We start from the raw sequence: 13,167 nt of genomic DNA, 5'->3' as shown, positions 1-13,167 counted from the left end.
GGCTCAGGGATCGAGTTCCGGATAGTGCCGGAAGATGCCGTCCTCGTTGAACGGGATCCGGCGGTCGCTGGCGAGATAGGCGGCAAGGCGCGGGCGCTGCGCGACCGTCTCGTGGAGCCGCGCCACCTGCGGGTTTCTCCGCAGGACCGCGACAGTGGTCTTGGGGAAGGCGTAAAGCAGGCCGTCGACGAGCTGGAACAGCGACAGGTCGGCGTAGGACAGATCCGCACCGACGAGGCGGCGGCCGCCATTGGCTGCCAGCACGCGCTCGAAATAGCCGAGGAACCTGGGGATGCGCTCGGTCCGGAACTCCGCCGCGCGGCGCAGCGCCTCGGGCTTCTGGTCCGCGTAATACTGGCCAACGCCGATCGGATGGTGCGTGTCGTGCGCCTCGTCGACCGCGTCCGCTACGGTGAGCTGAAGCTGGTGGGTCCAGATCCGGTCGCGCTCCGATGCGCCGACGAGGCCAAGTCGCGGCCCGAGATAGAGCAGGATCGCGGCGCTCTGCCCGACGACAAGATCGCCATCGCGCAGGAAGGGCGGTGCCAGCGAGGGCCGCGGATCGGCCGGATCGGACAGGCGCTCGAGCATCGGTCCGATGCCGCCGGCGTCGTCATCCTGGCGGGCGACGTCGATGTAGTCGGCGCCGGCTTCCTCAAGGGCGAGGCGGACGAACTCGCCGCGCCCCTGTATCATCGGCCAGTAATGGAGTTCGTAGGGCATCGCCGTCGCCGCGTCGGGAAGGGCGCTGCCGGCCCGGACGATTTCCGTTCAGTTGCCTTCGGCCGAATCCTCCGCGGAGGCCTTCTCGACCGGCGGCTCGGCGCTGGCGACGGCCTTGCGGGCGAACATCGGCTGCAGCCGCTCGGCGAGCTGCTGGTCGAGATGCTGGACGTAGGCGCCCTTGAAATAGCGCTCGCCCGTCTTCGCCCCGAAGAGGCGGTCATGGGTCTGGATCATTGCGGCGACCTCCGGGCGGCACAGGAAGCCGGTGATGCCGACGGCCTCGTACCAGTGGCCGGCGCGCGCCTCGGCGGTGGCCTTCGGGTTCGACAGCACCGTGTCGGCGAAACACGCGGTTGCAGCCTGCCGCAGCGGCGCCAGTACCTTCTCGGCCTCCGCCGCATTCACCTTCGGGGCAGCCGGAAGCCGGTGAGGGCGCGCCTGAGCAGCCGAGACGAGAGCGAGGACGGTGAAGGTGGCGAGGATCGAAGTCTTCATACGGGCGGCCTCGTCGGGTGTCCGAACCGCGTTCAGGTCTCGCTCATGATTGCGTCGGGATCGGGGCTGGCGGCACGGTTCACGTGCCCGATTCAGGGCGAGATCCGGACCGTTTCGCGACGGCCACACGCCGCCTCAGCCGCGCCGCTCGGCGTTCCAATATCCCCGGCAGGCGAGGGCGCCGGACGCGACCCAGGTTCCGGCTCCGAACCCGTCCGAACCCAGGCGCCCGCGCACGTCGGCGGTGGTGGCACCGTTCGAGATGGAGCCCCGGATCGCGCCGTTCCGCGCCACGCCGCCCTCGACCACGAAGGCGGTCCCGACGAAGCGCGCCCGCCCGTGCTCGATCCGCACGGGGTAACGATAGGCGCGGTCGCAGCCTCCCGTCTCGGTGATGATCTCGACGCTCCAGGTGCCGTCGAACCGGTCGGGCAGGGTGGAGGGGCGCGGTGCGGCGGCGGCCGGGATCGTGCCTATGAGGAACAGGGCGAGACCGAGGCGAGACATCATGCGGGTACTGGCTGCGGCGTATTCGCGAAGATAGGCCCCTTCAGCGCGACGTCGGCGTCCGAATGGCCGCGCGCAATGCCGCGTTGAGCAGGGCAAGCAGGTCGCAGCCGACATGCAGGAAGGCGACCACTCCCGCCTGTTTCAGCGGCTCGGAGAGGTCCGCAGGCTTGCCGGCGAGGTAGATCGGTCCGGCGCCGGCCTTCGCCAAGGCTTCCGCCGTCGCAACGGCGCGCTCGGCGTAGATCGCATCGGTCGAGCAGATGCAGGCCAGGCTGGCGCCGGATTCCCGGAAGGCTGCGGCCGCGGCCTCGGCATCGGCAAAGCCGTCGTTCGACAGCGCTTCGAGGCCACCCGCCGCGAAGGCATTGGCCGCGAAGGTCGCCCGGGCGTTGAAGGCTGCCACCGGGCCGAGATTGGCCAGGAACACTGCCGGCCGGCGGCCGGTCTTGGCGAGGCAGGAATCCGAGGCGTCCCGCAGGGCCTCGTAGGGCTCGGCCAAACGCTGGGACGGCAGCGCGTCGCAGGCGACGGCCGAACCCGCACCGAAATTGGACCCGTGCGGCCCAGCCATGGGCGGAACGTCGAGGACGGTGACGGGCTTCTCGGATAGGTTCGGAAACTCGCTCGCACCCGTGAGCGGTTCGCGGCGGGTCGCCACGGCCTTGATCCGGGCCTCGCGGGTCAGCTCGATCCGCCGCTGCAGCTTGCCGACGCTGAGCGAGGCGACGATGCCGCCCTCGGCCTCGATCGCCTGGAACGCCGCCCAGCCGGCCTCGGCGAGTTCGGCGGTGAGGGCCTCGAAGCCGCCGGCGCCGGCCGCGGGGTCGCTGACGCGCGCCAGGTGCGATTCCTCGACGAGCACGATCTGGCTGTTGCGCGCAACCCGCCGGGCAAAGGCGTCGGGCAGTCCGAGGGCCTGCGTGTAGGGCAGAACCGCGACGCTATCGGCACCGCCCATGCCGGCCGAGGCCGCCGCCATGCCGGTGCGGAGGATGTTCACGAACGGGTCGCGCTTGGTCATCATCCGCCACGCCGTCTCGGCGTGGAGACGCAGCGGCTTCGGATCGAGCCCGCAGACCTGCTCGACCCGGGCCCAGAGCCGCCGCATCGCGCGGAACTTGGCGAGCGTGACGAACTCATCGGCATCGGCAGCCAGCAGCACCGCGACGCGGTCACGGGCATCCGACAGGTCGTGACCGGCCTCCTCCAGGGCACGCAGATAGGCGACCGCGGTGGCGAGCACTGCCCCGAGTTCCGCCGCCTCCCCGGCACCACCCTCATGATAGGGCCGCCCGTCGGCCAGGAACGCCCGACCGCGGAAGCCCGCAGCCTCCAGCTCCGAAACGGTCCCGGCGAGCCGCGGGGCGACCTCCTTCCAGACCGCGCCGAGGCTGCCGGTCGCCGCCAGAACGCCGACCGGGTCGAGGCCGAGATCGAGATCGTAGGCCGAGAGATCCTCGCCCCGGCGCTCCGCCAGCGCCCTCATCAGCCGGGCCGCCTCCAGGCCCCGGCCGCCGGCGTCGATCCGCAGGGCGATCAGCGGCAGCATCACGCCCTTCAGCACCGCGTCGAGATCCTCGACGCTCGCGGCGGTCAGGCCGAAGCCGCGGGCCCCCGGCGCGCCCGCGAAAGCCAGCACCAGGGCGTCGGCCCCGCCTTCGAGATCGGTGAGCGCCTGGGCATTGGCGACGGCGAGGTCGGGATGGTCGACCCGCTGTGCGATCCGCCAGGGGCCCGGCGCGCGTACGGGCTGGGCGACCGGTTCGGCCGGTCCGTAGAGGGGTTCGATCCGCAGGCCGTCGGCCGTACGCGACACCAGCCGCTTCTCGAAATCGGCACCCTTCAGGACGCCTTCGACGAGGCCGAGCCAGCGCGCCCGGTCGGCAGGCTCGAAGAGGTCGGCGAGCGGTGTGTCTTCCATCGGAACGTCCCAGACGCGGCGTCTGCTGCACCGCTTTCGTGCATTTGCCTCGCACGCCGCTCCGCCGCTGGCAATTCCCCGATGGTTGAGGAAAGCTGAAGCCGCCCATCACCGATTTTTAACGGTTGCGGCCGAGGCGAAGCGAGGGACACCTGTCAATTCGGGTCGCCATTCCGGGCTCGCCTGCGGTGGCCCGGAACGACGGCGTGGATGGATCAAGGCGGCGGCGCAAAGTCGTCCGCGCGTTCGGGCGAGGATCCCCGCCTCAGCCCAGGATGATCAGTCCGGCGAAGCCCAGAGCGCCGACGATGATCCGCCACCACGCGAACAGCCAGAAGCCGTGGCGGGAGACGTAGTCGAGGAGAACCCGCACCACGAACAGCGCCGAGACGAACGACACGATGAAGCCGATCACGATCAGGCCGACATCGTTGCTCGAAAGGTACTTGTAGTTGTCGAGCAAATCCTTGGCGAAGGCGCCCGCCATGGTCGGCATCGCGAGGTAGAACGAGAACTCGGTGGCCGAGCGCTTGTCGGCGCCCATCAGCATCGCACCCACGATCGTGGCGCCCGAGCGCGAGACGCCGGGGATCATCGCCAGGCACTGGAAGATGCCGATCTTCAGGTCCATCGGCAGCGAGAAGTCGTAGACGTCGGTCTTCCTCACCTCGAGGTCGGTGTCGTCGATGACGAGGAGCACCAAGCCGCCGGCCACCAGGGTCGCGCAGACGATCCACGGGTTGAACAGGTAGGCCTTGATCAGCTTGGAGAAGAGGCCGCCGATGATCGCCGCCGGCAGGAACGCCACCAGGATGCCGAGCACGAACCGGCGCGCCTTCGGATCGGACGGCACCGCCGTGGCAATGCCGAGCAGGCGGCGGAAATACACCAGCAGGATCGCCAGGATCGCGCCGAGCTGGATCAACACCTCGAAGGTGTTGTTGGGCGAGTGGAAGCCGATGAAGTGGCCGACCAGCAACTGGTGGCCGGTCGACGAGACCGGGATGAACTCGGTCGCCCCCTCCACCAGGGCGAGCAGCACTGCCTTGCCGATGCTTGCCGGATCCATCGTGACGCCTTGTGGCGCGGGCGCGGCGGCCCCCGTCGAGCCGCCACCTGCCACGCGATATGGTTGTACCCGAGACTTCGCCGATCAGGGTTGACGGGCGGTTACCGGGCCGGGCCGCGCGTGTTAAGGGCTCGGCAACGGTCCGGCAATAACGCTCGGTCCTAAGTCCTGCGCGCCGGAAATCTGCGCTTCAGGGCCCACGACGAGCGCGGGACCGGCCGCGCTGGCAGACCGAACGTCCCACACGGCCTCGATGGCAACCCTCTACCATTTCCCCTTCTGCGCGAATTCCCGGTTCATCCGTCTCGTGCTCGCCGAGATGGGCATGGAGCCGACGCTGTTCGAGGAACGGCCCTGGGAACGACGCGACGACTTCCTGCTGATCAATCCGGCGGGCATCACGCCCGTGCTGCTGGAGCAGAACGGCCTCGTGGTCCCCGGCGCCGGCGTCATCGCCGAGTATCTCGACGAGACCCGCGGCCTCGGGCTCTCGGGGCGGCGGATGCTGCCGGAGGACACCGTCGAGCGCGTCGAGGTGCGGCGCCTGCTCGACTGGTTCCTGGTCAAGTTCGAGTCCGAGGTGACCGCCTACCTGGTCAACGAGAAGATCTCGAAGCGCTTCATGGCGGCCCATGAGGGCGGCGGCCCCCCCGACATGAACGCGATCCGCGCCGCGCGCTCCAACGTGCGCTACCATCTGAAATACATCGGCTACCTGATCGCGCGGCGGCGCTGGATCGCCGGCGACAACCTGACCTATGCCGATCTGGCGGCGGCCGCCCATCTTTCCTGCGTCGACTATCTGGGCGACGTCCCCTGGGACGAGGACGAGATGGCGCGGAACTGGTACGCACGGGTCAAGTCGCGGCCCTCGTTCCGCGGCCTCCTCGCCGACCGGGTGCCCGGCATGGCGCCGGCCGCCCATTACGCGGATCTGGATTTCTGAACGCGCGACGGACCTATCATGGCGCCGACCTGCGGCGCCTCGTCGAGACCCGGGCCCGGGCCCTCGGATTCTGCGGCCTGCGCGTCACCCGCCCCGACCGGCTTCCGGACTTGCCGGGCCGCCTGTCTGCCTGGCTCGCCGAGGGCGCGCACGGCACCATGGAGTGGATGGCGGACCGGGCCGACCAGCGGGCGAGCCCGGTGGGGTTGTGGCCCGGCCTGCGCAGCATCCTGGTCGTGGCGATGAGCTACCGGCCCGACCACGATCCCCTCGACCTCCTGTCGCAGCGCGATCGCGGAGCCGTCGCCGCCTACGCGCAGAGGCGGGATTATCACGAAGTTTTGAAGGGCCGGCTGAAGGAATTGGGCGGCTACCTGTCCGCCAAGGGCGACGTGCGCGTGAAGGTCTTCTGCGACACTGCCCCCGTCATGGAGAAGACCCTCGCCGAGGCGGCCGGCCTCGGCTGGCAGGGCAAGCACACGGTGCTGATTTCCCGCGGGCACGGCAACTGGCTGCTCCTCGGGGCGATCTACACCAGCGCGGAGTTCGAGCCCGACGCGCCGGAGCGCGACCATTGCGGCTCCTGCCGCGCCTGCCTGGACATCTGCCCGACCGACGCCTTCCCGGCGCCCTACCGGCTCGATGCCCGCCGCTGTATCTCCTATCTCACGATCGAGCATGCCGGCCCGATCCCCGCGGCGTTCCGGCCGGCGATCGGCAACCGGGTCTTCGGCTGCGACGATTGCCTCGCCGTCTGTCCCTGGAACAAGTTCGCCGGCACGGCGGCCGAGAGCCGGCTTGCCGCACGGGCTGATCTGGCAGCCCCGGCGCTGGCGGATTTGGCGGCCCTCGACGATGCCGCGTTCCGGTCCTTCTTCGCCGGCACGCCGGTGAAGCGCACCGGGCGCGACCGGTTCCTGCGCAACGTCATGATCGCAATCGGCAATTCCGGCGATCTTGATCTGGCGGGCGCGGCCGTTGCGGGGCTCACCGACACGTCCCCGCTGGTGCGCGGCATGGCGGTCTGGGCCTGCGCCCGGCTCCTCGCGCCGGATGCCGTGCGCGCACTCCGGAGGCGGCACGGCGACGGCGAAACCGATGCCCATGTCCGCGACGAGTGGCAAGCCGCCGCCGGCTTGACGGAATCGCCGGCGGGCGAGACATCCGCCGCATGAATCTCTTCGTCTTCGGGCTCGGTTTCACCGGCCGCCGTTTCGCCGAGCGGGCACGGGCGCGTTTCGACACCGTCTGCGCCACCGTCACGGATGCCGCGGCCGCCGACCGGATCGCGGCGGAGACCGGGTTCGCCATGCGGGCCTTCGGCCCCGGGGCCGACGATTCCCGGATCGCGGCGGATCTCGCCCGCACCGATGTGCTCCTCGTCTCGGCGCCTCCCGGCGAGGCCGGCGACCCGGTTCTGGCCCGCTACGCGGACGCCGTCGCGGCGAGCCGGATCGGCTGGATCGGCTACCTCTCGACCATCGGCGTCTACGGCGACCAGGGCGGCGCCTGGATCGACGAGGCGACGCCGGCGAACCCGCGCAGCGCCCGGTCCAAGGTGCGCCTCGACGCCGAGGCGGCGTGGCTGGCGCTCGGCGCGCGGACGGGCAAAGCCGTGCAGGTCTTCCGGCTGTCGGGCATCTACGGGCCCGGGCGCAACCCGATCGTGAAGCTGCGCGAGGGCCGCTCGCAGCGCATCGTGAAGGCCGGTCAGGTCTTCAACCGCATCCATGTCGACGACATCGCCACGACGCTGCTGGCCTCCGTCGACCGGCCGCGGCCGGGGGCGATCTACAACGTCACCGACGACGAGCCGACCGCGCCCCAGACCGTGACGGAGCACGCCGCTTGGCTCACCGGCCTGCCGCTGCCGCCCGCGATCGATTTCGAGACCGCCGACCTGTCGCCGATGGCGCGCAGCTTCTACGGCGAGAACAAGCGCGTGCAGAACCGGCTGATCCGCGATGAACTCGGCGTGGCGCTCGCCTATCCGAGCTATCGCGAGGGTCTCGCGGCCCTGAAGGACCAGCCCTGATCAGGCTTCGAGGTGGCGCGGCCGCACGAGGCGGCGCAGCAGCCCGCCGCGCGGGCCGACCATCATCGAGGCGACGTAGAGCGCCCCCGCCGCCAGCACGATGGCCGGGCCGCTCGGCAGGTCGTACTGGTACGACAGGCTGAGCCCCGAGACGCTCGCGATGGCGGCGATCAGCATCGAGACCGGGATCAGCCCGGCCAGGTCCCGGGCCCAGAACCGGGCCGCCACCGCGGGCAGGAGCATCAGCCCCACCGCCAGCAGCGTGCCGAGGGCCTGGAACCCGCCCACGAGATTGACCACCACGAGCGCCAGGAAGGCGAGGTGGACCGGTCCGCCGCTGCGGCTGACGCTCCGCAGGAACAGCGGGTCGACGCATTCCATCACCAGCGGCCGGTAGATCACGGCGAGCGCCAGGAGGGTCAGCGTACTGATGCCGCCGAGCAGCCAGAGGGCGGAATCGTCGAGCGCCAGGACCGAGCCGAACAGGAAGTGCATCAGGTCGATCTGCGATCCGCGCAGGGAGACCAACAGCACGCCGGCGGCGAGCGAGATGAGGTAGAAGGCCGCGAGGTTGGCGTCCTCCCGGATCGTGGTCGCCCGGGTGACCGCGCCGGCGAGCAGGGCCACCGCGAGGCCGGCGACCAGGCCGCCCAGCGTCATCGCCGGCAGGGACAGGCCGGCGACCAGGAAGCCGACCGCGGCTCCCGGCAGGATCGCGTGGCTCATCGCGTCGCTCATCAGGCTCATGCGGCGCAAAGTCAGGAAGACGCCGATGGGCGGCGCCGACACCGACAGCGCGAGGCAGCCCGCCAGCGCCCGGCGCATGAAGCCGAATTCGACGAACGGCGCGAGGAAGGATCCGAACGGATCGGTCACGCGGCGTCCTCGTGGTGGTGATGCGCGGCGGCGCCGTGATCATGCGCCACGGCCGGGTGCTCGCGCGGTCCGGTGCAGATTGCCGCGCCCTCGTCCCAGGCCTCGGACAGGTTGCGGGCGCGGGCGAGATTCTCGGCGGTGAGAACCCGCGCGGTCGGCCCCCAGGCCACGGGCTCCCGGGCGAGCAGGAGCGTCGACGGGAAGTGCGCGCGGACCTGCGCGAGGTCGTGCAGGGCGGCCACGATCGTGCGTCCCTCGTCGTGCCAGGTCCGGATCAGGGTGAGCAGATCCTCCACCGTCCGCGCGTCGATGCCGGTGAACGGCTCGTCGAGGAGCACGACGGGGCAATCCTGCAGGATCAGCCGCGCGAACAGGGCCCGCCTGAACTGGCCGCCCGACAGGGTGCCGATCGGCCGCGCCGCGAAGCCCTCGAGACCGACCGCCGCCAGCGCGGCCTCGGCCGCCGGGCGCCGCCGGACGAGGCTGCGCCACGCCCCCGCCTTCCGCCAGAGACCCATCCCGGCGAGATCCATGACGGTGAGCGGAAAGCTTCGGTCGATCTCGTCCACCTGCGGCATGTAGGCGATGGCGCCCGCGCGCTCGATTCGGCCGTCGAGGCAGCGGATCTCTCCGGCCATGCCCTTGAGAAGCGTCGACTTGCCGGCCCCGTTCGGTCCGACCAAAGCGAGCAGATCGCCGGCCCGCACGGAGCCGTCGAGATGGTGGACCGCCGGATGCCGGTCGTAACCGAGAGTGAGGCCGACGAGGCGGATCGGATCCGGATTCCGGCCGCTCATGCCGAAAGCGCCCAGGCAATGGTCAGCCAGACCAGCGTCGCGAGCGTCGCGGCGAGGGCCAGCCGCAGGCCGATCCCGCTCTGGAACAGCGAATGCCGGGCCACGTGTCTCGGGCTGGGAAGGGTCGGCAAGGGATCCTCGTCGCGCACTGAACCGGCGCGGGCACCACCGGGGCTACTGGTGCGGTCCTGGGCGGCGGTGATACACTGTAACAAACCCGCGGGACAACCTGCTGATCATGTCTGGAGCAATCATGCACCGTCACGAGGGTCACGACGCGTGCCACGTCGGCACCGGTGACATGCTCGCGCGGGCCGAGGCCCTCTGTCGCGAGCGCGGTCTGCAATTCACGCCGCTGCGCCGGGATGTGCTGGAGGCCGTGGCCGAGGCCGGGAAAGCCCAGGGCGCCTACGACATCGCCGAGCGGTTGAGCGTGCCGGGCAAGCGCGTGGCACCGGTCTCCGTCTACCGGGCCCTCGATTTCCTGATGGAGCAGGGGCTTGTCCACCGGATCGCGAGCCGGAACGCCTTCATCCCCTGCACGCACGGCCACGCGCCCGGCGAGGGGGTGATCTTCCTGATCTGCCGCACCTGCGGCGGGGTCGACGAGGCCTCGTCGGAGGAGGTCGAGGGCAGCCTTGGACGCACCCTGGAGCGGGCCAGCTTCACGCCGACCCACAGCATCCTGGAGGTCGAGGGCGATTGCGGCGCGTGCCGCGATCGGAAGCCGGCACCCTGAGGCGCTGCCGCGCCGGCCAGGATGGGGACGGCGGCGAGTCCCCGGCAGCCCGCTAGAACGCGTTCTGGTAGGCTCGGCGCGAGACGATCGTCTGGATCATGATCTGAATGTCGAACCAGATCGACCAATTGTCGATGTAGTACAGGTCGCAGGCGATGCGCTGCTCCATCGCAAGGTCGGTCTGCGTCTCGCCGCGGTAACCGTTGACCTGGGCCCAGCCGGTGATCCCCGGCTTCACGTTGTGGCGGCGGGCGTAGAGGGCGATCCGCCGCTCGAAGCTCCGGTCATGCGCCATCGCGTGCGGACGGGGACCGACCAGCGACATCTCTCCGCGCAGGACGTTGATCAGCTGGGGCAGCTCGTCGAGATTCGTGCGACGGAGGATCGCGCCGAACCGGGTGATCCGGCTGTCGTTGCGCGTCGCCTGACGGAAGGCGGTGTTCGAGTCCGCCCGCATCGACCGGAACTTGAAGACCCCGAACGGCTGCTGATTGAAGCCGTAGCGCTTCTGGCGGAAGAAGACCGGGCCGGGGCTGTCGAGCTTGATGGCCACGGCGATCGCCACCAGCAAGGGCGACAGCGACACGAGGGCGATGGCCGCCACGACCAGGTCGAAGGCCCGCTTCAGCACGACCTCGCCGAGGTTCAGCGGCCGACGGCCGATATTGATCCCCGAGACCCCGCCGACCCGGGCGACCTGCAGGTCGGGGAAGCGGTCGAGGACCGCGCCGGGACGCAGGTGCAGGGCCGAGGGGACCCGGAGGAACGCGTCGATGCAGCGCTCGACCTCCGCGGTGTCGGCCCAGGGGACGAGGACGAAGACGTCGTCCGGCCGGAGGAAGCGCACCACCGAGACGGCGAGGTCGAGATCCTCCTGCAACTGGTCGTACCGTGTGGCCACGTCTGCGCCGGGATCCACGCGCCGCAGATAGCTCGTCCCGATGATTCGCGAGCCAAGATGATCGACTTCCTTGCCGGCGTAGAAGCGCGCGATGTCCTCCTCGTAGCCCACGAGGTGGATCCGGCTCGCCGTGGTCGATCCGGCACTGAGCCGCTGCGACACCAGGCGTCGCACCGCCGTGCGGGCTCCGATCAGAACCGGCAGGCCGAGGGCGAAGATCCCGAACGAGACGAGGCGCGAATAATCGTTGGTCGTCTTGGTCATGAAGCTGACCACGAGCACGGCCGCCCAGGCGACCAGCCAGAGGGAGGCCCCCCGCTGGATGCCCGGCTTTTGCGCCATGACGGTCTCGAGGCTGTATTCCTCGCGCAGGACGTTCGTGGCGATGATCACCAGGCCGAGCAGCGCCGCCAGCCGCAGGCCGCGGAGAGCACCCGCCCAGGCCGTGCTGTCCTGCGTTGCGACGTGGTAGGCGAATTCGAGGCCCAGGGTCACCGCCACGATCGCCGCGAGGTCGGTGGCGGCGAGCGCCGTCGAGAGGGCGATGCGCGCCAGCACGCGACCGCGGCGCGGCAGCAGTGCCGACCAAACATTGCGGCGGCGCTCTGCCGAAGTCGGCAGCGCCTGAAACGTCTCCGGAAGCCGATCGTGAAACATCTGACCCGCAACGTCCCGTCTTAGTCGGACTCTGTACCAGTCTGAGACACGAAAGGTTTCGGCGCCGCCTGGTGACGGTACCGGAGCAATCCGCGGGCCTCGCGGGTTCACGATCGCAATCACGGAGGGACGGTGCGACCTAGGGCGCGCCCTCGGTCGATGCAATACATGATTAATGCTGAGTGGCTGTTCGGCGCATCGGACGGCCGCAAGATTTCGTGTCGAACCGTTTCCGCCGGTACCATTTCAATTCAGGCGGGTATCTTACCCGGCTGTTTCAACCTACCGGGTGTGCGTGATGACCCCAGCCCTCCGGGCCGGGGTCGGGGTTCCGTCAGACGGATTCGGCGCCCTGGTGGGCTTCGGCTGTCCCGCCGACGGTCTGGATGGTCTCGAAACCTTCGAACTGGGGATGGCCGAGATACAGAGGCTTGGTCGAGGGAACGCGACCATGGGCCTTGCGGAACTGCTCGGACCGCGTCCAGGCCTCGAACTCCGCCCGCGACCGCCAGATCGTGTGCGAGGCGTACAGGACGTGATCCTCGTACTCGGGTCCGCGCAGCAGGTGGAACTCGACGAAGCCAGGCATCTCCCCGAGGTGGCTGTCGCGCCCGAGCCAGACGGCCTCGAAATCCGCCGTGGCGTCCTTAACGACCTTGAATCGATTCATTGCGATGAACATGCGTGTCTCCTGCGCAGTACCAACCCTACAAGCTTCCGTGTTCCTAAGGGGAACGGACGCGCGGCGACAAGGCGCACCACAAAAGCAGCCCAGTCCTCGGCGCCGACATTTCAGCAACAATGTTGCCAAGATATGTGAAGTTAAACTAGAAGCTGTAAGCTTCGACTTGCGAAGCTTGACAACTTGGTGTCCTACTGCGGCGCGGTTCACTTGTGCCGGTATGAAGGCTATAGCCGGATGCGGCACGGAGTACCGGCAACCTGGCGTGCACGAGATGCGACTTAGGGGCGGACGGTGAAGCGGCGCGACAGCGAGGCGAAGACACCCCGTCCGCAGGAGGATGCAACCCACGCCATGGAAAAGGATTCCTCCGGGCCGACGATGCCGAAGCAGACGACGGATGTCGATCGTCTGGTCGGCATCCGCATCACGGCCCTGCGCAAGGCCCGCGGCCTGAGCCAGACCGCACTCGGCAACGCGGTCGGTGTGACCTTCCAGCAGGTACAGAAATACGAGAAGGGTCAGAATCGGGTCGGCGCAGGTCGGTTGCGTGAGATCGCGCGCCTTCTCGAGGTTCCGGTCTCCGCATTCTTCGAGGAAGGCGAGCCCCGGGAGAACGCCCAGGAAGACGTGTTCGGCTTCCTCAGTGCCCATGGTGCCATCGAGCTTCTGCGTGCCTACGCGCAGATCGAGGACGATCAGATGCGCCGCGATGTGCTGGCTCTGGTCCGCAGCGCCGCGCGTGTCGCGCAGAATCGCAAGGCCGAAGCGACGCCCGATCCGGCCTGACGGTCGGACCGGTCATCATCCTGC

At 69.5% G+C, this 13,167-nt stretch carries 14 protein-coding genes; 5 read left to right on the top strand and 9 right to left on the bottom strand.

All coding sequences use genetic code 11. The features are described from left to right. Window positions 1-3: 3 nt before the first annotated feature. The 5 genes from CIW48_RS17550 to CIW48_RS17530 all read right to left on the bottom strand — a co-directional run bounded on the left by CIW48_RS17550 (window position 4) and on the right by CIW48_RS17530 (window position 4,721). Entirely contained in the window at window positions 4-723 is a 720-nt protein-coding gene (locus CIW48_RS17550) for a glutathione S-transferase (protein ID WP_149311920.1), read from the bottom strand. Window positions 724-771: 48 nt separating this feature from the next. Further along, entirely contained in the window at window positions 772-1,221 is a 450-nt protein-coding gene (locus tag CIW48_RS17545) for a hypothetical protein (protein ID WP_149311919.1), read from the bottom strand. A 135-nt stretch (window positions 1,222-1,356) separates the two neighbouring features. Further along, entirely contained in the window at window positions 1,357-1,731 is a 375-nt protein-coding gene (locus CIW48_RS17540; protein ID WP_149311918.1) for a hypothetical protein, read from the bottom strand. A gap of 40 nt (window positions 1,732-1,771) precedes the next feature. Next, a complete protein-coding gene (locus CIW48_RS17535; protein ID WP_149311917.1) occupies window positions 1,772-3,652 on the bottom strand; it encodes a methylmalonyl-CoA mutase subunit beta in 1,881 nt (626 codons plus the stop codon). Window positions 3,653-3,917: 265 nt separating this feature from the next. Then, window positions 3,918-4,721, bottom strand: a complete 804-nt coding sequence (locus tag CIW48_RS17530) for an undecaprenyl-diphosphate phosphatase (protein WP_149311916.1) — start codon at window positions 4,719-4,721, stop codon at window positions 3,918-3,920. 253 nt (window positions 4,722-4,974) lie between these two features. Here CIW48_RS17530 and CIW48_RS17525 point away from each other — a divergent pair, with 253 nt between their 5' ends. From CIW48_RS17525 to CIW48_RS17515, 3 genes are read left to right on the top strand one after another with little or no spacing between them, the layout of a single operon-like run. Then, entirely contained in the window at window positions 4,975-5,667 is a 693-nt protein-coding gene (locus CIW48_RS17525) for a glutathione S-transferase family protein (protein WP_091778758.1), read from the top strand. A gap of 29 nt (window positions 5,668-5,696) precedes the next feature. Then, window positions 5,697-6,842 (top strand): tRNA epoxyqueuosine(34) reductase QueG, encoded by a 1,146-nt coding sequence (gene queG / locus CIW48_RS17520; RefSeq protein ID WP_149311915.1) that lies wholly within the window; start codon window positions 5,697-5,699, stop codon window positions 6,840-6,842. Beyond that, on the top strand, window positions 6,839-7,702 hold the full coding sequence (locus CIW48_RS17515) for an SDR family oxidoreductase (protein ID WP_149311914.1): 864 nt from the start codon (window positions 6,839-6,841) through the stop codon (window positions 7,700-7,702). The genes queG and CIW48_RS17515 overlap by 4 nt, the downstream gene beginning before the upstream one ends. Here CIW48_RS17515 and CIW48_RS17510 read toward each other — a convergent pair whose 3' ends face one another. Together CIW48_RS17510 and CIW48_RS17505 are read right to left on the bottom strand one after the other, a co-directional pair. Next, a complete protein-coding gene (locus CIW48_RS17510; RefSeq protein WP_091778937.1) occupies window positions 7,703-8,527 on the bottom strand; it encodes a metal ABC transporter permease in 825 nt (274 codons plus the stop codon). Window positions 8,528-8,574: 47 nt separating this feature from the next. Continuing rightward, a complete protein-coding gene (locus CIW48_RS17505) occupies window positions 8,575-9,375 on the bottom strand; it encodes an ABC transporter ATP-binding protein (RefSeq protein ID WP_149311913.1) in 801 nt (266 codons plus the stop codon). A gap of 253 nt (window positions 9,376-9,628) precedes the next feature. Here CIW48_RS17505 and CIW48_RS17500 point away from each other — a divergent pair, with 253 nt between their 5' ends. Next, entirely contained in the window at window positions 9,629-10,114 is a 486-nt protein-coding gene (locus tag CIW48_RS17500; RefSeq protein ID WP_149311912.1) for a transcriptional repressor, read from the top strand. A gap of 52 nt (window positions 10,115-10,166) precedes the next feature. Here the strand turns inward: CIW48_RS17500 and CIW48_RS17495 are convergent, their stop codons facing one another. After that, window positions 10,167-11,672: an undecaprenyl-phosphate glucose phosphotransferase gene (locus CIW48_RS17495; RefSeq protein WP_149311911.1), complete on the bottom strand. Its 1,506-nt coding sequence runs from the start codon at window positions 11,670-11,672 to the stop codon at window positions 10,167-10,169. Window positions 11,673-12,006: 334 nt separating this feature from the next. Next, on the bottom strand, window positions 12,007-12,354 hold the full coding sequence (locus CIW48_RS17490) for an antibiotic biosynthesis monooxygenase (protein ID WP_149311910.1): 348 nt from the start codon (window positions 12,352-12,354) through the stop codon (window positions 12,007-12,009). Window positions 12,355-12,708: 354 nt separating this feature from the next. Here CIW48_RS17490 and CIW48_RS17485 point away from each other — a divergent pair, with 354 nt between their 5' ends. Next, the gene (locus tag CIW48_RS17485) at window positions 12,709-13,143 is read left to right on the top strand and encodes a helix-turn-helix transcriptional regulator (RefSeq protein ID WP_149311967.1); all 435 of its coding nucleotides are present in this window, start codon (window positions 12,709-12,711) and stop codon (window positions 13,141-13,143) included. Window positions 13,144-13,167: the final 24 nt, after the last annotated feature.

Source organism: Methylobacterium sp. P1-11 (genome assembly GCF_008329595.1).
Taxonomy (GTDB): Bacteria; Pseudomonadota; Alphaproteobacteria; order Rhizobiales; family Beijerinckiaceae; genus Methylobacterium.
Note: the sequence above shows the minus strand (reverse complement) of the source record. Positions and strands in the feature narration are given on the sequence as shown.